The organism is Massilia sp. (assembly GCF_032106685.1).
In the GTDB taxonomy this organism is placed as follows: Bacteria; Pseudomonadota; Gammaproteobacteria; order Burkholderiales; family Burkholderiaceae_D; genus Telluria.
In genome coordinates, this window is record NZ_DAMCPG010000024.1 from 11,930 (window position 1) to 35,224 (window position 23,295).

A 23,295-nucleotide genomic window follows, 5' to 3' on the forward strand; every position below is an offset into this window, starting at 1 on the left:
TGCCGCGTCCAGCTGCCGTCTTCCTGCCGCTCGTAGACGATGCGGTCATGGAAACGCGAGCGGCGTCCCTGCCAGAACTCGATGCGCTCGGGCACCAGCCTGAAACCGCCCCAGTTGGCGGGACGCGGCGGCGCGTCGCCGGCTTGCGCGGCGACCGCTTCGTAGTTCTGTTCCAGGGCCGCGCGGTTGGCGATCGGCGCGCTCTGGCGGGAGGCGATCGCCGACAGGCGGCTCTTCAACGGCCTGCTGTGGAAATACTTGTCGCTCTCCTCGGGCGAGGTGGTTTCGACCCGGCCCTCGATGCGCACCTGGCGCTCGAGTTCGCTCCAGAAGAACAGCAGGGCGCCATGCGGGTTGACGCGCAGTTCCTGCGCCTTGCGGCTGTCGTAGTTGGTGTACCAGGTGAAGCCGCGTTCGTCGAACTGCTTGACCAGCACGATGCGCGAACTCGGCCGACCGTCGGCGTCGACCGTCGCCACGTTCATGGCGTTCGGCTCGTTGACCTCGGCCTTCAGGGCCTGCTCGAACCAGCGCGTAAACTGCTGAATCGGGTCGTCCAGCACGTCGTCCTCGTTCAGGCTGGCCTGGCCGTAATCCTTGCGCAGGCCGGCCACCGCTTCGCCGACCGAGGGCGCCGGCGCATCGATGCCGCGGCGTTGCTGCATCGCCTGGCCCAGGCGCGCCATCTGCTCGCCCGTGAACAGGCGCAGCGCCATCGGCGCCAGCGTGCTTTCCTCGCGTTCCATGTGCGACAGGTAGCGCTGGCAGAAGCGCTGCACGTTGGTGCTCGACAAGGTGCTGGCGCTGCCGTCGGCAATCGCGGCGAGCTGCTCGTGCAGGTCCTGCCAGAGCGCGTCCATGTCCTTGTGGTCCTGCAGGATCACCGGCGCCAGCGCCTGCAGGGTGGCGGCGTCCTCGCCTTGCGCCACCGCGCGCAGCATCGGGATCAAGTCCTGTTCCTCGTCGTCGTGGTGCAGGTGGGCCGCCTTCTCGAAGTACTTCAGCACGGTACTGGCCGCCTGGCGCGCCTGCTCGTCGGCGCCGTGCTCGGGCAGGTGCGAGAGCAGGCGCTCGAGCGTGCCGAGCTGCTTGCGGATGCGTCCGTGACAATGCTTGAGGACGGCGATCGGCTGGTCGAAACCGGGAGCGGCTTCCGGGAGGAAATCATTCATTTGCGTTTTTGCGACAAGGAAAATAATTTTTGATTGACTGACTTGCATTTTAGAGCAAGTCGTGAATGCCCGGTCCGGTAAAATGATGGGCTATGAATACGATCAACCACCCCATCCCGGCAGGAACTCTGGACGACGAAGTCGATTTCGCACGCCGTTTCGGCGGCATTGCCCGCCTTTATGGCGAGCGTGCGCTGGAACGCTTCCGCGCGGCGCACGTTTGCGTGATCGGCGTCGGCGGCGTCGGCTCCTGGGTGGTCGAGGCGCTGGCGCGCAGCGCGGTCGGCCACCTCACCCTGATCGACCTCGACAACGTGGCCGAGTCGAACATCAACCGCCAGATCCAGGCCTTGAGCTCGACCGTCGGCATGCCGAAGATCGAGGCGCTGCGCGAACGCATCGCGCAGATCAATCCCTTCTGCCAGGTGACCCTGGTCGAGGACTTCATCGAGCCCGGCAACATCGAGCAGATGATCGCCGGCAAGGGCTTCGACTACGTGGTGGACGCCATCGACAGCGTCAAGGCCAAGGCCGCCCTGATCGCGTACTGCCGCGACCACAAGCTGCCCCTGGTCACCATCGGCGGCGCCGGCGGCCAGCTCGATCCGACGAAGATCGAAGTGCGCGACCTGGCGCGCACCGAGCAGGAGCCGCTCCTGAAGAAGGTGCGCAAGCTGCTGCGCGCGCAGTACGGTTTCTCGCGCGGCGAAAAGCAGAAGTACCACATCGACGCCGTGTTCTCGATGGAGCCGCTGCGTTACCCGGAAGAGGGGGACGCATGCGAGATCGGCTCTGACGTCAGCGGTTCCAGCGTCACCGGCCTGAACTGCGCCGGTTTCGGTTCGAGCATGGTGGTGACGGCCAGCTTCGGCATGATCGCCGCCGGCCACATCCTGCGCCGCATGGCCGAGGCGGCCCAGGAGCAGGCCGTGGTGGCAGCGCCTGCCGCCGCGGAGACGGCGGCGCTGCCCGCAGCGGCATGAGGCGGCGTAAGCCCGTGTAACGCGGCTGTCCAACGCAGGGAGGCGTTTGCTATCATAGGATGATCGATTGAATCCTGTTATTGAAAGAGCCTCCATGATGCGTCGTACTTCCTTCCTCGCCCTGTTGCTCGCGGCCGCCGCCGCCCATGCCCAGCAGGGTGCACCGAATGCCACCCCGGCCACCCCGGCCACCCCGGCCACCCCCGCCACCATGTTGCAGAACGCACCGGCCGGCGACCAGGCGGCCAGCACCGTGCGCCAGCAGGGCGTGCAGAGCGCCGCCGACCAGGCCGCCGCAGGTTCGCAGCAGGCCGCCGGCGCCGCCGGGCAGGCCGTGCAGGGCGGCGCGGAAGCCGCCAGCGGCGCGGCCCAGGACGCCGCCGCGGCAGCCCAGGCGCCGCAGCCGGTGGCGCCCAGCGGTCCCCAGCTCGAGATCGTCGACCAGGTGGTCGGCAAAGGCAAGACGGCCGAGATCGGCCACAAGGTCACCGTCAACTACACCGGCTGGTTCTTCAAGCCGATGGCGCGCAACCAGCGCGGCCGCAAATTCGATTCCTCGCTCGACGCCGGCCGTACGCCGCTCGACTTCCAGCTCGGCGCCGGCCAGGTCATCAAGGGCTGGGAGCAGGGCGTGGCCGGCATGAAGGTCGGCGGCAAGCGCACCCTGATCATTCCGAGCCACCTGGCCTACGGCAAGCGCGGCGCGCCGGGCGGCAGCATTCCGCCGGACACCGACCTGATCTTCGACGTGGAACTGCTCGGCGTAAAATAAACCCAAGCTTGTCAACTGATGCGGAGGAACGGATGCGAGTCGCAAACGATGTCACTGAGCTGATCGGCAACACCCCACTGGTCAGGATCCGCAAGCTGGGCAAGGGCCCCGGCCAAGGCGCCGAGATCCTTGCCAAGCTCGAGTTCCACAACCCCGCGCACAGCGTCAAGGACCGCATCGGCCTGGCGATGATCGAGGCGGCGGAGAAGGCCGGCAAGATCGGCCCCGACACCGTCATCGTCGAGCCGACCAGCGGCAACACCGGCATCGCGCTGGCGATGGTGTGCGCGGCGCGCGGCTACCGCTGCAAGCTGGTGATGCCGGAAACCATGAGCAACGAGCGGCGCATGCTGCTGCGCGCCTACGGCGCCGAGCTGGTGCTCACGCCGGGCGCCGAGGGCATGCTGGGAGCGATCCGCCGCGCCGAGGAAATCGTCGCCGACGATCCGCGCGCCTTCATGCCGCAGCAGTTCAACAACCCGGCCAACCCGGACGTGCACCGCCGCACCACGGGCGAGGAAATCTGGCGCGACACCGACGGCAAGGTCGACATCCTGGTTGCCGGCGTGGGCACCGGCGGCACCATCACCGGCGTCAGCGAAGTGCTGAAGGAGCGCAAGCCCGGCTTCCAGGCCATCGCGGTCGAACCGGAAGCCTCGCCCATGCTCTCGAAAGGCAGCAAGGGCCCGCACCCGATCCAGGGCATCGGCGCCGGCTTCGTACCGCAGGTTTTAAATACCGGCATCTACGACGAAGTGATCGCCGTGCGCAACGAAGACGCCTTCGAGACCGCCCGCGCCGCCGCGCGCGAAGAAGGCCTGTTGGTCGGCATCTCGTCCGGCGCCGCGCTGTGGGCCGCGATGCAGGTCGCCCAGCGGCCCGAGAACGCGGGCAAGCTGATCGTCGTGATCATCCCCTCGTTCGGCGAGCGCTACCTCAGTACGGCGCTGTTCGCGAATTTGGCTGGCTGACCAGGGGCGGCGGCGTCATCGTTAGGTGGGCACACCGTGCCCACCCTACGTCTCATCACGCCCCGTGCGCCTCCAGCGCGCAATGGTGATGCGCGGTCGTGCCTTCCTCCACCTGCAGCGTGCAATGGTGGATGCCATGCTCCTTGCGCAGCTCGGCCACGATGGCGTCGATCGCGCCGTCGCCCGGATAACCGCCCGGCATGACCAGGTGGGCGGTGAGGGCGGTCTCGGTGGTGCTCATCGCCCAGATGTGCAGGTCGTGGACCTCGGCCACGCCGGGACGCGCCTCCAGGAAGCCCTGCACCGCGGTGGCGTCGACGCTGTCCGGCACCGCCGCCATCACCATCTGCAGCGATTCGCGCAGCAGCGACCAGGTGCCCCAGACGATCACCAGCACGATCACGAGACTCACCGCCGGGTCAAGCCAGCTCCAGCCGGTGCCCATGATGACCAGGCCCGAGACCACCACGCCCAGCGAGATCGCGGCGTCCGCCGCCATGTGCAGGTAGGCGCCGCGGATGTTCAGGTCGCCCTTGCTGCCAGCCATGAACAGCCAGGCCGAGAAGCCGTTGATCGCCACGCCGATCGCCGCCACCACCGACACCGTGAGCGCTTCCACCGGATGCGGCGCGGCGATGCGCTGCACGGCTTCCCAGGCGATTGCGCCGCAGGCCAGCAGCAGCAGCAGGGCGTTGGCCAGCGCCGCCAGGATCGAGGAACTGCGCAGCCCGTAGGTATAGCGCGCGTCCGGCGCCCGCTTGGCCAGCAGCGCCGCGCCCCAGGCCAGCACCAGGCCCAGCACGTCGGACAGGTTGTGGCCGGCGTCGGCCATCAGCGCGGTGGAATCGGCCAGGAAGCCGTAGATGAATTCGATCGCGACGAACACCGTGTTCAGGCCGATCGCCAGCGCGAAGGCGCGGCCGTGCCCGGGCGGCGGCGCCTGGTGGTAGTGGGCGTGGCCATGGCCGTGTCCATGCTGGTGGCCGTGGTCGTGAGGGTGATCGTGGTCGTGGCTCATGGGTCGTTTCCGTTGGCGGGTTCGGCGATGTGCTCGAACATGTTGGAGAGCAGGGAGCTGATGTGGGCGTCGGCGGCCGCATAGAACACCTGCTTGCCCTGGCGCTCGGCCTTGACGATGCGGGCCGCGCGCAGCAGGCGCAGGTGGTGGCTGACCAGGGAACTGGACAGGTCCAGGGCCGCGGCGATGTCGCCCACCGCGGTCGGCTGGGCCAGGCAGGCCAGCACGATGCGCAGCCGGGTCGGGTCGCCCAGCAGGTGGAACAGGTCGGCGACCTGGTCGACGGCGTGCTCGGCGGCATAGATGTTGTCGGGTTTTTTCATCATTAACATGTGAATAGGTGTTCACATGTTAGATGAAAAACAAGGGGCCGGCAAGCGCAGCGACTGCGCGTGCCGGCCCCCGTCGGATCTGCCCTGTTTTTATTGCGGATGAAACTCTTCGGCCGAAGCGAACAAATCCCAGGCCGCGATGAACAGCGCCGCGATCACCGGGCCGATGACGAAGCCGTTCAGGCCGAACAGCGCCATGCCGCCCAGGGTCGACAGCAGCACCAGGTAGTCCGGCATCTTGGTGTCCTTGCCGACCAGGATAGGGCGCAGGATGTTGTCGACCAGGCCGATCACCAGCACTCCGAAGGCGATCAGGACCACGCCCTGCCAGATCGCGCCCGTCACCAGGAAGTAGACCGCGACCGGGGCCCAGACGATGGCCGCACCGACCGCCGGCAGCAGCGACAGGAAGGCCATCACCACGCCCCACAGCAGGGCGGCCTGGACGTCGAGGAACCAGAAGATCAGGCCGCCCAGCGTGCCCTGCGCCATCGCCACCAGCACGTTGCCCTTGACGGTGGCGCGGATCACGGTGATGAAGTTATCGAACAGGCGCTGCTTGTACATGCGGCTCAGCGGCACGGCGCGCTTGATGCGGTTGGCCAGGGCCTGGCCGTCGCGCAGCAGGAAGAACAGCAAGTACAGCATGATGGTCAGGCTGACCAGGAAGTCGAAGGTATTGCGGCCGACGTTGATGGCGTGGCGCGCGAAGAACTGGCTGACCTGGGCCGCGCCGTCGGCGAGCTTCTGTTCGAGCGAGGCCAGGTCGGTCAGCTCGAAGCGCTCCAGCAGGCCCACCAGCCAGTCCGGCAGCACGCCGATGACCTGCTGGAAGTAGGCGCCGAAATTGATCTGGCCCGAGCTGACGTTGGCATAGATGTCGGCCGCCTGCCGCACCAGCGAGGCCGTGATGATCGACAGCGGCAGGATCACCATCACCACGATCGAGGCCAGCGTGAGCAGGGCGGCGACGGTCGGCTTCTGGCGGGTCGCGGCGAGCAGGCGCCGGTACAGCGGTGCGAACAGGATCGCCAGCACCATGCCCCAGAACACCGCGCCCGAATAGGGCAGCAGGATCCAGCCGAATCCCAGGGTGACGATGGTAAGGAGGAGAAGGAAGAATTTCTGCTGGATCGTGAATTGGTTCATGGGCCGTCGATAAGGAATCAGTCGGCCCATGATAGACGATTCGACATCTATCGTCGGGGAAAATGCGTGTGCGGCAACCCCGCTGCCGCGGGTGGGGATGCCGGCACGTCCGCCATGCCGGTGGCGCGCTTACTGTCCCCGCTGGGCTTCCGGCAGCTGGCCTTCGCTGTCGCGCACCTCGATCGGACCGAGTTTCAGCTTTTCCAGCTGCGGCACGATGCGCTTGCGGTCGCCGACCGCGACCACGATCAGGCGCTGCGGGTCGAGGTAGCGGCGCGCCGCTTCCCGCACCTGCTCGGCGGTGACGGCCGCCAGCTTCGCCGGCAGCTGGCGGTAGTAATCCAGCGGCAGGTCGAACACGAAGGACTCTGCCAGGCTGGCGCCGATGTCGGCATTGGTGGCGAAGCCGTTCGGCAGCGACAGCAGTTCGGCGTTGCGCGCGTCGAGCAGCTCGGCCGGGCGCAAGGGCTGGTCGATCATCTCCTTCGCTTCGCGCAGCAGTTCGGCGACCGATTCTCCGGTGACGTCGGCGCGCACGCTGCCGGCGATGCTGAACGGGCCCGCCGCGCGGTGGTAGCGAAAGCCCGAGAACACGCCGTAGCTGTAGCCCTTTTCTTCGCGCAGGTTCTGGTTGATGCGGCTGGTGAACAGGCCGCCGAAGGCCGCGTTCATGACTTCCAGCGTCGGGAACTGCGCCGTCTTGCGCTCGGCGCCGAGCGCGACCAGGCGCAGCGCGGTCTGCGGCGCGCCGGGCTTGTCGACCACGACCACCCGCGCCCGGGTCGGCGCCGGCGTCCCGGGCGAGAAGGGCGGCGCTTCGCCGCCGCGCCAGGCGCCGAAGCGGCTTTCCGCCAGCGCCTTCAGCTCGGCGCGCGAAATGTCGCCCGCCACCACCAGCGCGGCGTTACTTGGGACGTAATGGCGGCGCCAGAACGCTTCCAGGTCGTCGCGGGTCACGGCGCGGATCGCCGGTTCCGTGCCGAGCTGGCCGTAGCCGTAGGGATGGCGCGCGCCGTACAGGGCGGCTGCGGCGGCGATCGAGGCGACGGCCTCGGCTTCGTCGCGCTGCTGCATCAGTTCGCCCAGCCGGCTGGCGCGCTGGCGCTCGACCTCGGCGCTCGGGAAGGCGGGGTGCAGGGCCACGTCGGCCATCACGGCGAAGGCCTGCTCGAAGGTCGAGCGCAGCGACAGCAGCGACACCGCCGACGCGTTGGTGCCGCTGTCGGCTTCCAGGAAGGCGCCGAGCTGGGCGATCTCGTCGGCGATCTGCGGCGCGCTGCGCTTGGCCGTGCCTTCGGTCAGCACTTGCGCGGTGAAGCCGGCCAGGCCGGGCAGGTAGAGCGGATTGCTGTCGGCGCCGCTCTTGATCACCAGCTCCGCCGACACCAGCGGCAGCGCCGGGTTGTAGTGGTGGATCACGGTCAAGCCGTTCGCGAGCGTGAAGGCCTCGCCCTGCGGCAGCTTCAATTCCGGCGTGGGGCCGGCCTTCGGCGCCTTGGCGCGCCAGGCTTCGGCGGGGTTGATGCCGCTTTTTTCTCCCTTCGCCGTCTTCGGCGGCTTCGGCGCCGGCGGATCGTGCGGGAGTTTGGGCTCGCCCGGCACGCCGGCCACCACGACCCGGTGCGTCGGCTGAAGCCAGGTGCGCACGGCGCGCTGCACGTCGGCCGCGGTGATGCGGCGCAGCTGGGCGATGTCCTTGGCCAGGTAGCCCGGGTCGCCGGTGAACTGGTTGTAGTGGTTCAGCTGGTCGGCCAGGCCGTCGCCGCCGAGCTGTTCGAGGGAGGTCAGCATCGCGGTCTCGATCTGGCGCTTGGCGCGCTCGACTTCCTGCTGCGTCGGACCGTGCTCGCGCAGGGCCGCCAGTTCGGCGTCGATCGCCTTTTCCAGTTCCGCCGGGGTGTGGCCGGCGCGCGCCGTCACCTCGACCAGGAAGGTCGAGACCAGGGCGCGCGCATCCTGGTCGGCATCGACGTCCTGGGCGATCTGGCGCTCGTACACCAGCGATTTATAAAGCCGGCTCGACTTGCCGCCGGCGAGGATCTGGGCCGCCACCGCCAGTTCGGCGTCGTCCGGCTGGTAGGCCGGCGGCGTGAGCCAGCCCATGTAGACGCGCGCCAGCTCGACCCGGTCCGGCACCGTCAGCCGGCGCTCGGCCGTGATCGGCGGCGTGACGATCTTCGGGCGCGCCACATCGGGGCCGCGCTTCAGGCCGCCGAAGTACTTCGCCACCAGGGCGCGGGTCTTGACCTTGTCGATGTCGCCGGCGATCACGATGCTGGCGTTGTTCGGGCCGTAGTAGCGCGTGAAGAACTCGCGCACGTCGGCCAGCTTCGCGTTCTGAATGTCGGCGTGCGACCCGATCACCGAGGCGTAATACGGGTGCTCGGGCGGGAACAGCGCGTGGTTCAGCGCTTCCTCGACGATCCCGTAGGGTTCGTTCTCCACCGTTTCGCGGCGCTCGTTGCGCACCACGTCCTGCTGGTTGGTCAGGGCCTTCTGGTCCAGCACGTCGAGCAGGTAGCCCATGCGGTCGGCATGCACCCACAGCGCCAGTTCGAGCTGGTTCGAGGGCACGGTGTCGTAGTAGCTGGTGCTGTCGTAGCCGGTGCCGCCGTTGCTGTCGGTGGCGCCGGCGCCTTCCAGCAGGCGGTCGGCCAGGCCGCGCGGCAGGTGCTTGCTGCCGGCGAACATCATGTGCTCGAACAGGTGGGCGAAGCCGGCCAGCCCCGGCGCCTCGTTGGCCGGGCCGACGTGGTACCAGACGTTGACCGCCGCCAGCGGCAGGCGCTTGTCCTCGACCAGGATCACCTGCAGGCCGTTGGGCAGGGTGTATTTGTCGAAGGCGATGTGGGGCACGTCGACGGGAACGGCGGGCGCCGCGGCGCCACCGGGCTGTGCGCCAGCGCTATTCAATGCGGCCAGCAGCAGCGATGCGGCGAACAGCGGTCGGGTTTTCATGCGGGTACTCCAGGTGTGATGGTTCAATGGCAGGCGGCGCTGCCATGGTCGGGCGGCGATGCGTTCGGCAGGGAAGGTGGGGTCGCTTCCAGGAATTCCCAGTCGTAGCCGTCCGCGCGCAGGCGCAGGCGCAGCACGCCGTTGCGGCTGGCGTCGCGCGCTTCGCTGTATTTCACGGTCAGCAGGAACGGCGTGGCGTAGGCGCCGCCGGTGCCGACCACGAACTGGCGCAGGCCGCGCGCGCGGTCCAGCTTGCCGTCGGCGTCCTGCGGCGCGAAGCGTTCGTAATCGTGGTCGTGGCCGGACAATACCAGTTCCGCGCCGGCCGCGTGCAGCAGGGCCCAGGCTTCCCGCATCTTCGGCACGCTGCCGTGCCCGCCCGAACTGTACAGCGGATGGTGCCAGAAGGCGAGCGTGCAGCGGCTCGGATGGTCCTTCAGTTCGGCGCGCAGCCAGTCCAGCTGGGCCGCGTGCGCCGCCGGGGCCAGGTTGCTGTCGAGGGAAATCACGCGCCAGTTGCCGAGCGCCAGGCTGTAGTAGCCGCGTCCGGCGCGTTCGCCGAAGTAGGCGAAGTAGGGAGCAGCGTCTTTCGTGTAGTACTCGTGGTTGCCGGGCGAGGGCCAGGTGCGGTCCTTGAAGCGGCCCCAGGTCGGGCCGTAGCAGTCGGCGAATTCGCGCGCCGCGCCGCGCGGGTAGGTGTGGTCGCCCAGGGTCAGGACGACCGCATTGGCGTCGGCCGCCAGGCCCGCGGCGACCACCGCGGCGGTGTCGGCCGCGCCCGACCAGCGCGGATTGGGATGGCGGCAGCGCGCGATGTCGCCGGCCGCGTACACCGTTTGGATAGGGGAGGACACCGACGGCAGCGGCGTAGCCGATGCCGTCGGTGGAACCGGCTGGGAAGCAGCCGTCGCGCCCGCGAGCAGCAGCGCCGCGCCGGCCAGGGCGCGGTACGCATCGAACCGCGGGCACCGCGCGGGGCCGGGCCCCAGGACGCGCGCTCTACTCAAGCGCGCACTACTCGATGAAGCGCAGCAGGCCGCGCAGCGCGTGGATGACGGTCTGTTCGCGCACCGCGTGGCGGTCGCCCTGGAACACCAGGCGCTCGGTCATGCTGGCGCCGCCGCGCGACCAGCCGAAGCAGACCGTGCCGACCGGCTTGCCCGGCACCGCGCCGGTCGGGCCGGCGATGCCCGTGGTCGACAGGGCGACGTCGGCCACGCTGTTCGAGAGCGCGCCCTCGGCCATGGCGGCGGCGACTTCCTCGCTCACCGAGCCGAACTGGGCGATCAGGGCGGCCGAGACGTCGAGCAGTTCGGTCTTCGAGTTGTTCGAATAGGTGACGAAACCGCAGTCGAACCAGCCGGTGGAGCCGGCGATCTCGGTGATGGCTTGCGACACGCCGCCGCCGGTGCAGGATTCGGCAGTGGCCAGCACCAGGCGCTTGGCCTGCAGCGCCTCGCCGACTTTGCTTGCAAGTTCGATAATCTCGTTGCTCATGCGGCTCCTCCAGGATAATAAGAATGCTGCAGCACTCGGCGCGCAAGGCGCTCAGCGCCGCAGCGTGACTGCGTCGGTCGCGCAGCAACCATTCTAGCGCGCCCCGGCCGCTATCGGTGTGGCAAACTTGCATGGAAATCCACGCCGCCGCTACCCAAGCGCATGGCAAAGCGGTAGAGTGGCGCCGTTTGTATTTATGGAAATGTCCCGTGCGACACGTTGACATTCCATGCTGCTATCCTGCATCGTGGCGGTTTCCGCCGCGTTTCTTTTACTCAATAGAATTCAATGTTGCCTCGTCAATACGCGTGCTGCCGGGCCTGGCCGGCGCGGTCGTGATGGCCGTCGCCGTCCGGGCCCTAAGACGCGCGCGCGAAAGGAGCCTGCTCGAGTGCCTGTTGTCCGGCCGCGCCGTGTCGACCATGCCGGAGGCGGCATGATCCGCCTGCCGTCGATCCGCAAGAAGCTTGTCGCCGTGGTGATGGCCACCACGCTGGCGGCGCTCGTGGTGTCGGTCGGGCTGGTGATCGGCTACGACCTGCGCAGCTATCACCGCTCGCTGGTGAACGACCTCTCGACCCAGGCCGAACTGGTCGGCCACATGAGCTCGGCCGCGCTGGCCTTCGACGACGCCCGCCTGGCCGGCGAGAACCTGGCGCTGCTGCGCACCCGGCCGATGGTCGCCGCGGCCGCCATCTACGACGAACGCGGGCGCCTGTTCGCGTCCTATGCCGCCGGCGGAGCGCGCACGGTGTTCCCGGCCGAGGCCGAGGCGGCCGCCACCCGCGTCGAGGAGGGCTACCTGGTGGTGTTCCGGCCGATCGTCGAGAACGGCGAGACCGTCGGCACGGTCTGGCTGCGCGCCGAGAACCGGCTGCTCTCGCGCACCCTCGACTACCTGGCGATCGCGCTGGCGGTGACCCTGCTGGCGATGGCGATCGCCTATCTCGTGATGCGGCGCCTGGGCCGGGTGGTCACCGCGCCGATCGTGGCGATCACCGAGATCGCGCGCGACGTGGTCGCCACGCGCGACTATTCGCGCCGCGCGCCGCGCATCAGCAACGACGAGGCGGCCGAGCTGGTCGATTCCTTCAACGCCATGCTGACCGAGATCGAGCAGCGTACCCGCGAGCTCGAGGATTCGAACCGGGAGATCGTGCGCGAGGCGCAGGAGCGTTCGCGCGCCCAGCAGGAAGTGATGCGCCTGAACGAGCAGCTCGAGCACCGCGTCGACGAACGCACCCTGCAGCTGGCGCTGGCCAACGCCGAACTGGCCAACGCGATCGACGAGGCGCGCAACGCGAACCAGGCGAAATCGGCCTTCCTGTCCTCGATGAGCCACGAGCTGCGCACGCCCCTGAACGCGATCCTCGGCTTCGCCCAGATCCTGACCTCGGAGGCGCTGCCGACCTCGGGCGAACAGAAGAAGGAATTCGCCAGCCACATCCTGAAGTCCGGGCGCCACCTGCTGACCCTGATCAACGAGATCCTCGACCTGGCCAAGGTGGAGTCGGGCACGATCTCGCTGTCGATGGAGCCGGTGGCCCTGGCCGAGGTGCTGGAGGAGTGCCGCACCATGGTCGAACCGCTGGCGGCCGGGCGCGGCATCCGCGTGCTGTTCCCGCAAGCGGTCGACGCGGTGCTGCTGGCCGACCGCACCCGGCTGAAGCAGGTATTGCTGAACCTGCTGTCGAACGCGATCAAGTACAACCGCGACGCCGGCGCCGTCGTGCTCGACTGCGTCCAGCTCACGCCCGAGCGCATGCGCATCGCGGTCCAGGACACCGGCATGGGCCTGCGCGCCGACCAGCTCGACAGCCTGTTCCAGCCCTTCAACCGCCTCGGCCAGGAGGCCGGCGCCCAGGAGGGCACCGGCATCGGCCTGGTGGTGACGCGCCGCCTGGTCGAGCTGATGGGCGGGTCGATCGAGGTCAGCAGCAGCCCCGGCGTGGGCAGCGTGTTCGCGATCGAACTGGGCACCACCGTGCCGCAGGCCTTGCCCGAAGATGCCTCGTCGCACCCGTCGGGGGAGCCTGCCGGCCGTACCGATCATGCTCCGCATCTCGTGCTCTACGTCGAGGACAACCCGGCCAACCTGAAACTGGTCGAGGAAATCGTGCGCTTCCGGCCCGACCTGCGCCTGGTCGCCGCCGCCGACGGCCCGGCCGGCCTGGCGCTGGCGCGCGAGCGGCGCCCCGACATCATCCTGATGGACATCAACCTGCCCGGCATGGACGGCTACGAGGTGCTGGCCGAACTGCGCCGCGAGCCGCGGACGGCAAGCATCCCCGTGATCGCGCTGACCGCCAACGCGATGGCCAGCGACATCGAGCGCGGCCTGGCGGCAGGGTTTTTCCGCTACCTGACGAAACCGGTCGATATCGACAAGTTCAACGAAGCGATCGACGGCACGCTGGCCCAACTGCGTGCCGGGAAAGGAACCGAAACATGATCACGCCCGCCGATGTGCGGCGCGCACGCGTGCTGGTCGTCGACGACCAGCCGGTCAACGTGCAGCTGCTCGAATACCTGCTCAAGACGACCGGGTACGAGAACGTGCACAGTACCACCGACCCGCGCCAGGTGGTGGCGCTGCACCTGAAGCACCGCTTCGACCTGATCATCCTCGACCTGCACATGCCGGGCATGGACGGCTTCCAGGTGATGGAGGCCTTGAAGCCGCTGGAAAGCGAGTCCTGGCTGCCGGTGCTGGTGGTGACGGCCGAGCCGGACAAGAAGCTGGCGGCGCTGGAAGCGGGCGCGCGCGACTTCATCGGCAAGCCGCTCGACACGGTCGAGGTGATGACCCGCATCCGCAACCTGCTCGAAGTGCGCCTGATGCACCGCGAGTCGCGCGAGCACGGGGCCAACCTCGAGCGCACCGTGCGCGAGCGCACCGCGGCGCTGGAGCGCTTCCGGCGCGCGATGGACGCTACCACCGACGGCATCTTCCTGGTCGACGCGGCCAGCCTGGCGCTGGTCGACGTCAGCGACGGCGCCTGCCGCATGCTCGGTTTCTCGCGCGACGCGCTGCTGCGCATCGACCCGGTGGCCCTGGGCCTGACCACCGCCGACCAGCTGCGGCGCCACCTCGACACCAACGGCGCGGCGCACGAGTCCGACATTGCCGAGACCGAGCTGCTGCGCGCCGGCGGCGAGGGCGCGGTGCCGGTCGAGATCAGCTGGCAGTGGCAGGAGGCCGGCAGCAGCAAGCTCCTGATCGCGGTCGCGCGCGACATCAGCGAACGCATCCACGCGCAGCAGCGCCTGAAGCACCTGGCCAGCTACGACGCGCTCACCGGCCTGCCGAACCGCACGCTGTTCTTCCAGAACCTGCGCGAGGCGATCGAGCTGGCCCAGGACAAGGCCTGGCGCGTGGCGGTGCTGTTCATCACGCTCGACCGCTTCAAGATCGTCAACGACTCGCTCGGGCCGGCGCTGGGCGACGAGCTGCTGCGCCAGTTCAGCAACCGCCTGGTGAAGGCGATCGGCCTGCGCGACTCCGTCGGCCGCCTGGGCGGCGACGAGTTCGCGCTGATCCTGACCATGAACCGCGAGCAGGAGCAGGAACCGGTGCGCGTGGCCAACGAGATCCGCGAGTCGCTGCGCACGCCGTTCGACCTGAACGGACAAAAGGCGGTGCTCACGGCCAGCATCGGCATCGCGATGTACCCCGACGACGCGCTCGAACCCGGCACCCTGGTCAAGTACGCCGACACCGCCATGGTGCGCGCCAAGGAGGCCGGGCGCGACGGCTACCGCTTCTTCACCGCCGGCATGAACGTGCAGGTGCTGGCGCGCCTGGACCTGGAGCTGGCCCTGCGCGGCGCGCTCGACGGCGGCGAGTTCGTGCTGCACTACCAGCCCAAGCTGGAACTGAACACCGGGCGCGTGTCCGGCGTCGAGGCCCTGCTGCGCTGGAACCGCCCGGGCCACGGCCTGGTCTATCCGGCCGAATTCGTGCCGGTGCTGGAGGAAACCGGGATGGTGGTGCGGGTCGGCGAGTGGATCGTCGACGAGGCCTGCCGCCAGATCGCCGCATGGAACGAGCAGGGCGTGCGCGAGCTGCGCGTGGCCGTGAACGTGTCGAGCCGCCAGTTCGTCGAGGGCGATCTCGAGGGCGTGGTGCGCGCCGCCATCGAGCGCCACGGCATCGAGCCGGGCATGCTCGAGCTGGAACTGACCGAAAGCGCGCTGATGACCAACGCCGAGCGCACCATCGAGGTGCTGCAGCGCCTGAAGGCGCTCGGCATCCGGATCGCGATCGACGACTTCGGCACCGGCTACTCGAGCCTGGCCTACCTGAAGCGCTTCCCGATCGACAAGCTGAAGATCGACATCGCGTTCGTGCGCGACATCGTCAACAATCCGGACGACGCGGCGATCGCGCTGGCGATCATCAGCATGGCGCACAGCCTGCACATGCAGGTGATCGCCGAGGGCGTGGAGACGCGCGCCCAGATGGCGTATTTGCGGCGCAACCGCTGCGACGAGATCCAGGGCTTCCACTTCTCGCGCGCGCTGGCCCCGGCCCAGCTGGCCCAGCTGGTGCGCAAGAACCGCGCCGCGCCCGACATGCCGGCGGCCGACGACAGCAGCGTGCAGACCATCCTGGTGGTCGACGACGACGTCGACACCCTGAGCGCCCTGCACCGCCTGTTCAGGCGCGACAACTACCGCGTGCTGACCGCCTCGTCGCCGTCCGAAGCCTTCGAACTGCTGGCGCTGTACCGGGTGCAGGTGGTGATGAGCGACCAGCGCATGCCGGTCATGAGCGGCACCGAGTTCCTCAGCAAGGTGAAGGAGATGTACCCGGACACCATGCGCATCATCCTCTCCGGCTACACCGGCGTGAACATCGTGCTCGACTCGATCAACCGCGGCGCGATCTACAAGTTCTATACGAAGCCGTGGAACGACGCCGAGTTGCGCGACAACGTGCGCCTGGCGTTCCGGCAGTACTGGATGGAGCACGGGCCGTACGACGACCGCAAGGTGCCGCGGACGGGGTGATCGTACGGTTTGCGTACCTCACGCGTGGGTTCGAGAACCCACCCTACGCCCTTGCCGGGTTTCGTGGTGGTGTCCTTGACGGTGCGGTGTGCGTGGGTACGCCCCGCGTGGACACCGGTGTCCACCCTACGGGAAAGCGGGGTTTCGTAGGGTGGGTTCTCGAACCCACCATGACGGCGCCCGAACATCAACTACCGCTGAAATGATCCCACCCGCCGACCTGCAGATCGAGCGGCGCCCCCGACCCATCCACGAAACGCAGCCCCGGCTCGGCATCGATGGTCCCGACCCGCGTAACCGGCGTGCCGCTGGTCTGCGCCGCGGCGAGCACCGCCGCGCGGTCCGCGCGCCGCGCCGCGAAACACAGTTCGTAGTCGTCGCCGCCGGCCGCCGTGAAGCGCCGCCGCAGCGCCTGCGGCTGGCGCGCCAGCATGGGCCCGGGCGGCAGCGCATCGACGTCGAGCGTCGCGCCGACCCGGGAGGCCGCCAGGATGTGCGCCAGGTCGCCGGCCAGTCCGTCCGAGATGTCGAGCGCGGCCGGCGGCGCGCCCAGCCGCGCCAGCGCCTGTCCGAGCGCCACGCGCGGGGTCGGCATGTGCATGCGTTCGGCCGCCAGCGCCTGCGTTTGCGGATCGAGCGCGACCTCGTTCCAGTAGCCGGCCAGCGCCAGGCGCGCGTCGCCCAGCGTGCCCGAGATCCAGATGTCGTCGCCGATGCGCGCGGCATCGCGCCGCAGCGCCTGGCCCGGCGCGACTTCGCCGAACACCGTGATGCAGATGTTCAGCGGCCCGCGCGTGGTGTCGCCGCCGATCAGCTCGCAGTCGTGCAGGTCGGCCAGCGCGAACAGGCCGCTCGAAAACCCTTCCAGCCAGGCCGGATCGGCTGCGGGCAGGGACAGGGCGAGGGTGAAGCCGAGCGGACGCGCGCCCATCGCCGCCAGGTCCGACAGGTTCACCGCCAGGCATTTGTGGCCCAGCATGCGTGCATCGGCGCCGGCAAAGAAGTGGCGGCCCTCGACCAGCATGTCGGTCGAGATCGCCATCTGCATGCCCGGGGCCGGCGCCAGCAGGGCGCAGTCGTCGCCGATGCCGAGCACGGCGCGCCCTGGGCGCGCGCGGCGGAAGTAGTGTTTGATGAGGTCGAATTCGGAAAGCATGCGCGAATTCTACCGTTGCCGGACACGCAAGCGCAGCGCCATGCGCGCCGGGTGGCCCGCGCCATATCTACATGGCCGCGTCGGCAGGGTTCCATAGGCTGGGCTTGTGGAGCGCGGCATTGCATAAGAGTATCTTCTGAAACTACCTGCGGGTGGAAAATACGTAGTCGGTTGCAAGAGTCGTTCTGATAAAATTGGAGGTTCCCCTCTAGTTCAGGAAGGCTGCATAGCATGGATTCGTCATCGGATAAAAAAGAAGAATTACGCCAACAACTGCGTGCTGCAGCGCTCGAATACCACCAGGTTCCCCGCCCCGGCAAGATTTCCGTCACGCCGACCAAGGGCCTGCTGAACCAGCGTGACCTGGCGCTTGCTTATTCCCCCGGCGTGGCCGCGCCCTGCGAGGAGATCGTCAAGGATCCCGCCGCCTCCTATAAATACACCGCGCGCGGCAACCTGGTCGCCGTGATCTCGAACGGCACCGCCGTGCTCGGCCTGGGCAACATCGGCCCGCTGGCTTCCAAGCCAGTCATGGAAGGCAAGGGCGTGCTGTTCAAGAAGTTCGCCGCGATCGACGTCTTCGACATCGAGATCAACGAAAACGACCCCGATAAACTGGTCGACATCATCGCCTCGCTCGAGCCGACCTTTGGCGGCGTGAACCTGGAAGACATCAAGGCGCCCGAGTGCTTCTACATCGAGCGTAAGCTCCGCGAGCGGATGAAGATCCCGGTCTTCCACGACGACCAGCACGGCACCGCGATCATCGTCGGCGCCGCCATCCTGAACGGCCTGAAGGTCGTGGGCAAGGACATCAAGCACTGCAAGCTGGTCGTGTCCGGCGCCGGCGCCGCCGCGCTGGCCTGCCTCGACCTGATCGTCGACCTCGGCTTCCCGATCGAGAACATCTTCGTCACCGACCTGGCCGGCGTGGTCTACAAGGGCCGCACCGAACTGATGGATCCGGACAAGGAGCGCTTCGCCCAGGACACGGCGCTGCGCACCCTGTCCGAAGTGATCGACAACGCCGACATCTTCCTCGGCCTCTCGGCCGGCGGCGTGCTGAAGCAGGACATGGTGGCGCGCATGGCGCCGAACCCGCTGATCCTGGCGCTGGCCAACCCGAATCCGGAAATCCTGCCGGAAGACGTCAAGGCCGTGCGCAGCGACGCCATCATCGCGACCGGCCGTTCGGACTACCCGAACCAGGTCAACAACGTCCTGTGCTTCCCCTACATGTTCCGCGGCGCGCTCGACTGCGGCGCGACCACCATCACCCGCGACATGGAAATCGCGGTGGTGCATGCGATCGCCGACCTGGCCCACGCCGAGCAGTCGGACATCGTGGCCTCGGCCTACGGCATCAGCAACCTGTCCTTCGGTCCGGAATACCTGATCCCGATGCCGTTCGATCCGCGCCTGCTGACCCACATCGCGCCGGCGGTGGCCAAGGCGGCCCAGGACGGCGGCGTCGCCACGCGTCCGATCGCGGACCTGGCCGCCTACGCCGAGAGCCTGCAGCAGTTCGTCTACCGCAGCGGCACCTTCATGAAGCCGCTGTTCTCGATGGCGAAAGCCGCCCAGGCCGAGGTCAAGCGCATCGTCTACGCCGAGGGCGAGGACGAGCGCGTACTGCGCGCGGTGCAGGTGGTGGCCGACGAAGGCCTGGCGCGCCCGATCCTGGTCGGCCGCCCGGAGGTGCTGGAAAAGCGCATCGAGAAATTCGGCCTGCGCCTGAAGCAGGGCGTGCATTTCGACGTCATCAACCCCGATTTCGACGAGCGCTACCGCGACTACTGGCAGACCTACCACCAGATGGTGATGCGCAAGGGCGTGACCGCGGACATGGCCAAGCTGGCGATGCGCCGCCGCCATACGCTGATCGGCGCCATGATGGTGCACAAGGGCGACGCCGACGGCATGATCTGCGGTACCTACGGCACCACCTGGACCCACCTGGACTTCATCGACAAGGTGCTGGGCAAGCGCGAGGGCGCCAAGGTGTATGCGGCGATGAACATCATCATCACCCCCGAGCGCCAGCTGGCGATGCTCGACACCCACGTCAACGACAACCCGAGCGCCGAGGAAATCGCCGAGATGACGATCATGGCCTCCGAGGAGCTCGAGCGTTTCGGCATCACCCCGCGCGTGGCGCTGCTGTCGCATTCGAACTTCGGTTCGTCGAACAGCGAGTCGGCGCAGAAGATGCGCGCCGCACTGGCGCTGGTGCAGCAGCAGGCGCCGAACCTGGAGATCGACGGCGAGATGCACGGCGACGCGGCGCTCGACGCGAAGCTGCGCGCCAAGATCATGCCGCAGTCGACGCTGAAGGGCGACGCCAACATGGTGGTCATGCCGAACATCGAGTCGGCCAACATCGCCTACAACCTGCTCAAGACGGCGGCCGGCAACGGCATCGCGGTCGGCCCGATCCTGCTCGGCTGCGCCCGTCCGGTGCACATCCTGACCCCGTCGGCGACGGTGCGCCGCATCGTCAACATGACGGCCCTGTGCGTGGTGGACGCGGTGGCGAACCGCTGAATCAGCTGAATTAGCTTGGTCCGGCCGGAACATGGAAAGTTCCGGCCGCGCAGACCTTGCTTGCGCAGACTCACAGGCGGGTGGTCCCGCCTGTTTTTTTTGGCCTGGACAAGTAACAATCCGTAAGCGGGGCCGTACAGGATCTCGATTCGGGCAATAATGCTCGCGCTTTGTTGTCAGTACTACAGCTATGTTACCGGCCTGGCCGTTTCGGTATACGGCTCTGTTACAATATGAGGTTGTCAGAAAAGTATTCGATTCACCGAGCACTCATCCGGAATTCCATACCATGCAAAGAACAACCAAAAGGGCCGTCGTTACCGGCATCACCGGCCAGGACGGCGCCTACCTGGCGCAGCTGCTGATCGAGAAGGGCTACCACGTGACGGGCACCTTCCGCCGCGCCAGCTCGACCAACTTCTGGCGTATCGAGGAACTGGGCATCGCCGCGCACCCGAACCTGTCGCTGGTCGAATACGACCTGACCGACCTGGCCTCGAGCCTGCGCCTGATCCAGAGCGCGGAACCGGATGAGGTTTACAACCTGGCGGCGCAAAGCTTCGTCGGCGTTTCCTTCGACCAGCCGCTGACCACCGCCTCGATCACCGGCCTGGGCGCGGTCAACCTGCTCGAGGCGATCCGCCTGGTCAATCCGAAGATCCGCTTCTACCAGGCGTCGACCTCGGAAATGTTCGGCAAGGTCCAGGCCATTCCCCAGGTCGAGGAGACCCCGTTCTATCCGCGCAGCCCCTACGGCGTGGCCAAGCTGTACGCGCACTGGATGACGATCAACTACCGCGAGAGCTACGACATCTTCGGCACCTCGGGCATCCTGTTCAACCACGAGTCGCCGCTGCGCGGACGCGAGTTCGTCACCCGCAAGATCACCGATTCGGTCGCCAAGATCGTCCTGGGCAAGCTGGACGTGCTCGAGCTGGGCAACCTCGACGCCAAGCGCGACTGGGGCTACGCCAAGGAATACGTCGAGGGCATGTGGCGCATGCTGCAGGCCGAGCGTCCGGACACCTACGTGCTGGCGACCAACCGCACCGAGACCGTGCGCGACTTCGTCACCATGGCCTTCAAGGGCGCCGGCGTGGCGCTCGAGTGGAGCGGCAGCGGCGAGAGCGAAACCGGCCATTGCACCAGGAGCGGCAAGGCCGTGGTGCGCGTGTCGCCGAAGTTCTACCGTCCGGCCGAGGTCGACCTCCTGATCGGTAACCCGGAAAAGGCCAAGCGCGAGCTGGGCTGGGAACCGAAGACCACGCTGGAAGAGTTGTGCCAGATGATGGTCGACGCCGACCTGCGCCGCAACGAACAGGGCGCCTCGTTCTGACATGAGCACCCTGGGCACGCAGCAGCCGGCCGGCGGCGCACGCGAGGGCGAGGGCCGGCGCGCCCTCATCACCGGGCTGCGCGGCTTCACCGGCCATTACATGGAGCGCGAGCTGCTGGACGCCGGCTATCGCGTGTTCGGCACCGCGATGCCGGGCGATGCCGCCGGCTCCGACATCTTCCCGGTCGACCTGTGCGACCGCGCGGCGGTGGCCGCGATGGTCGAGCAGGTCCAGCCCGACGTGGTGGTGCACCTGGCCGGCATCGCCTTCGTCGGCCATGGCGACGCCGAACAGATCTACCGCGTCAACGTGGCCGGCACCCGCAACCTGCTCGAGGCGCTGGCGGCCGGGCCGCACCGGCCCTCGGCCGTGCTGCTGGCCTCGTCGGCCAACATCTACGGCAACGCCAGCGTGCCCTTCATCGACGAGAACGTGGCGCCGGCGCCGGCCAACGACTACGCCGTCAGCAAGCTGGCGATGGAATACATGGCGCGCCTGTGGATGGACCGGCTGCCGATCGTCATCGCACGCCCGTTCAACTACACCGGCCGCGGCCAAAGCGAGAATTTCCTGTTGCCGAAGATCGTCGCGCATTTCCGCCGCAAGGCGCCGCAGATCGAACTGGGCAACCTGGCGATCGCGCGCGACTTTTCCGACGTGCGCATGGTGGCCTACAGCTACCGGCGCCTGCTGGCCGCCGCGCCGGCCGGCGAAGCCTTCAACATCTGCTCGGGCCGCAGCCATTCGCTCTCCGGCGTGCTCGACATGATGGCCGAGATCGCCGGCTACCGCATCGAGGTGCGGGTCAACCCCGCCTTCGTGCGCGCCAACGACGTGCTGACGCTTACCGGCGACAACACCAAGTTGGCCAGCGTCATCGGCCCCATTCCAACCCGGCCGCTGTCCGAGACGCTGCGCTGGATGGCCGAGGATTGACCATGGACGGGCAGAGCGCAAGGGCGGGCATTGCCGTCGCCGCGCGTTCCGCCGTCCGCCGCAACACTTTCGCGCATTAAGTTTTCATTTTTCGTCACCATCATGCGCGTCCTTCATTTCTACAAGACTTATTACCCGGACTCCCTGGGCGGGATCGAACAGACCATCCGCCAGATGTGCGTCGGCACCGCCCGTCTCGGCGCGACCAATACCGTGCTGTCGCTGTCGCGCGACAAGAACCTGCAGCCTGTCGAGTTCGAGGGACATACCGTGCACCGCGTGCCGCTCGACTTCGAGCTGGCGTCGAACGCCTGCTCGCTGGCCGCGCTCGGCGCGCTGGCGCGCCTGGCGCGCGAAGCCGACGTCGTGCACTACCACTTCCCCTGGCCCTTCATGGACCTGGCCCACTTCGTCTCGCGCGTGCGCAAGCCGACCGTCGTGACCTATCACTCCGACATCGTGCGCCAGAAGAGCCTGCTGCGCCTGTACCAGCCGCTGAAACACCGCTTCCTGCGCAGCGTCGACGCCATCGTGGCGAGCTCGCCGAATTACCTGCAGTCCTCGCCGGTACTGGCGCGCTACCGCGACAAGACCCACGTCATCCCGTTCGGCCTGGACCAGAACAGTTATCCGCAACCGGACCCGGCCCGCCTGGCCTACTGGCGCGAGCGCATCGGCCCGAAGTTCTTCCTGTTCGTCGGCGTGCTGCGCTACTACAAGGGCCTGCACGTGCTGCTCGAGGCGGTGGCCGGGACCGACTACCCGGTGGTGATCGTCGGCGCCGGCCCGGAGGACGCGGCGCTCAAGGCCCAGGCGGCGCGCCTCGGCCTGAAGCACGTGCAGTTCGTCGGCGCCGTCGACGATGAGGACAAGGTCGCGCTGCTGACCCTGGCCTACGCGCTGTCCTTCCCCTCGCACCTGCGCTCGGAAGCCTTCGGCGTGTCGCTGCTGGAAGGGGCGATGTACGGCAAGCCGATGATCTCCTGCGAGATCGGCACCGGCACCACCTTCATCAACATCGACGGCGAGACCGGCCTGGTGGTGCCGCCCGATAACGCCCCGGCGCTGCGCGCGGCCATGCGCGCGCTGTGGGACAACCCCGAGCTGGCGCGCACGATGGGCGCGCGCGCGGCGCAGCGTTTCGGGCAGGTGTTCACCTCGGCGCAAATGGCGGCCGGCTACACGGCCCTGTACCAGGACGTGATGGCGCGGCACGCGGCCGCGCCGCAGGCGCCCGCGGCGCCGCTGGTGCCGCCGGCCCGGCCTGGCCGGCCGGGAGAATGAGAAAAGGGGCGCGCTGCGCCCCTTTTTTTCGTAGGGTGGGTTCTTGAACCCACGCGCTACACGGCTTGCAAACCACCTGCTCCCAATCCGACACATTGTTCGGTCGGGCGCCAGGTGGTCAATCTACCGCAGATCTCATGTCGTACCGCGTGGGTTCGAGAACCCACCCTACG

Annotated in this window: 17 protein-coding genes; 9 read left to right on the forward strand and 8 right to left on the reverse strand. The window is 68.0% G+C overall.

Translation table 11 applies throughout. From position 1 onward, the window contains the following. On the reverse strand, window positions 1-1,172 hold a 1,172-nt coding region (gene pdxH / locus RT688_RS14195), incomplete at its 3' end, for a pyridoxamine 5'-phosphate oxidase (RefSeq protein WP_313705502.1). 92 nt (window positions 1,173-1,264) lie between these two features. Here pdxH and tcdA point away from each other — a divergent pair. The 3 genes from tcdA (at window position 1,265) to cysK (ending at window position 3,898) form a co-directional block, all read left to right on the forward strand. Continuing rightward, a complete protein-coding gene (tcdA, locus tag RT688_RS14200) occupies window positions 1,265-2,155 on the forward strand; it encodes a tRNA cyclic N6-threonylcarbamoyladenosine(37) synthase TcdA (RefSeq protein ID WP_313705503.1) in 891 nt (296 codons plus the stop codon). Window positions 2,156-2,249: 94 nt separating this feature from the next. After that, window positions 2,250-2,927 (forward strand): FKBP-type peptidyl-prolyl cis-trans isomerase, encoded by a 678-nt coding sequence (locus RT688_RS14205; RefSeq protein ID WP_313705504.1) that lies wholly within the window; start codon window positions 2,250-2,252, stop codon window positions 2,925-2,927. Between the two features lie 32 nt (window positions 2,928-2,959). Further along, window positions 2,960-3,898, forward strand: coding sequence for a cysteine synthase A (cysK, locus tag RT688_RS14210; RefSeq protein ID WP_313705505.1), 939 nt, complete (start codon window positions 2,960-2,962; stop codon window positions 3,896-3,898). A 55-nt stretch (window positions 3,899-3,953) separates the two neighbouring features. Here cysK and RT688_RS14215 read toward each other — a convergent pair whose 3' ends face one another. The 6 genes from RT688_RS14215 to RT688_RS14240 form a co-directional block, all read right to left on the reverse strand. Continuing rightward, on the reverse strand, window positions 3,954-4,916 hold the full coding sequence (locus RT688_RS14215) for a cation diffusion facilitator family transporter (RefSeq protein WP_313705506.1): 963 nt from the start codon (window positions 4,914-4,916) through the stop codon (window positions 3,954-3,956). After that, on the reverse strand, window positions 4,913-5,239 hold the full coding sequence (locus RT688_RS14220; protein WP_313705507.1) for a metalloregulator ArsR/SmtB family transcription factor: 327 nt from the start codon (window positions 5,237-5,239) through the stop codon (window positions 4,913-4,915). Before RT688_RS14220 ends, RT688_RS14215 begins: the two co-directional genes overlap by 4 nt. A gap of 99 nt (window positions 5,240-5,338) precedes the next feature. Continuing rightward, a complete protein-coding gene (locus tag RT688_RS14225) occupies window positions 5,339-6,397 on the reverse strand; it encodes an AI-2E family transporter (RefSeq protein ID WP_313705508.1) in 1,059 nt (352 codons plus the stop codon). A 129-nt stretch (window positions 6,398-6,526) separates the two neighbouring features. Continuing rightward, window positions 6,527-9,355, reverse strand: a complete 2,829-nt coding sequence (locus RT688_RS14230) for a pitrilysin family protein (protein ID WP_313705509.1) — start codon at window positions 9,353-9,355, stop codon at window positions 6,527-6,529. Window positions 9,356-9,378: 23 nt separating this feature from the next. Further along, entirely contained in the window at window positions 9,379-10,209 is an 831-nt protein-coding gene (locus tag RT688_RS14235) for a metallophosphoesterase family protein (RefSeq protein ID WP_313705510.1), read from the reverse strand. A gap of 160 nt (window positions 10,210-10,369) precedes the next feature. Next, window positions 10,370-10,852: a CinA family protein gene (locus tag RT688_RS14240; protein WP_313705511.1), complete on the reverse strand. Its 483-nt coding sequence runs from the start codon at window positions 10,850-10,852 to the stop codon at window positions 10,370-10,372. A 436-nt stretch (window positions 10,853-11,288) separates the two neighbouring features. Here RT688_RS14240 and RT688_RS14245 point away from each other — a divergent pair, with 436 nt between their 5' ends. Together RT688_RS14245 and RT688_RS14250 are read left to right on the forward strand one after the other, a co-directional pair. Then, window positions 11,289-13,304 carry a response regulator gene (locus tag RT688_RS14245; protein ID WP_313705512.1) on the forward strand — a complete coding sequence of 672 codons (2,016 nt, stop codon included), beginning with the start codon at window positions 11,289-11,291 and terminating at the stop codon, window positions 13,302-13,304. Next, a complete protein-coding gene (locus RT688_RS14250) occupies window positions 13,301-15,865 on the forward strand; it encodes an EAL domain-containing protein (RefSeq protein ID WP_313705513.1) in 2,565 nt (854 codons plus the stop codon). Before RT688_RS14245 ends, RT688_RS14250 begins: the two co-directional genes overlap by 4 nt. Before the next feature lie 187 nt (window positions 15,866-16,052). Here the strand turns inward: RT688_RS14250 and thiL are convergent, their stop codons facing one another. After that, window positions 16,053-17,021: a thiamine-phosphate kinase gene (gene thiL, locus RT688_RS14255; RefSeq protein WP_313705514.1), complete on the reverse strand. Its 969-nt coding sequence runs from the start codon at window positions 17,019-17,021 to the stop codon at window positions 16,053-16,055. Window positions 17,022-17,252: 231 nt separating this feature from the next. On the opposite strand from thiL, the gene RT688_RS14260 reads away from it, so the two are divergent. The 4 genes from RT688_RS14260 (at window position 17,253) to RT688_RS14275 (ending at window position 23,122) form a co-directional block, all read left to right on the forward strand. Then, window positions 17,253-19,565, forward strand: coding sequence for an NADP-dependent malic enzyme (locus RT688_RS14260; RefSeq protein ID WP_313705515.1), 2,313 nt, complete (start codon window positions 17,253-17,255; stop codon window positions 19,563-19,565). Between the two features lie 289 nt (window positions 19,566-19,854). Then, a complete protein-coding gene (gene gmd, locus RT688_RS14265) occupies window positions 19,855-20,901 on the forward strand; it encodes a GDP-mannose 4,6-dehydratase (RefSeq protein ID WP_313705516.1) in 1,047 nt (348 codons plus the stop codon). A 1-nt stretch (window position 20,902) separates the two neighbouring features. Then, entirely contained in the window at window positions 20,903-21,838 is a 936-nt protein-coding gene (locus RT688_RS14270; RefSeq protein WP_313705517.1) for a GDP-mannose 4,6-dehydratase, read from the forward strand. 102 nt (window positions 21,839-21,940) lie between these two features. After that, complete coding sequence (locus RT688_RS14275; RefSeq protein ID WP_313705518.1) at window positions 21,941-23,122, forward strand: glycosyltransferase family 4 protein; 1,182 nt, start codon at window positions 21,941-21,943, stop codon at window positions 23,120-23,122. Window positions 23,123-23,295 lie beyond the last annotated feature (173 nt).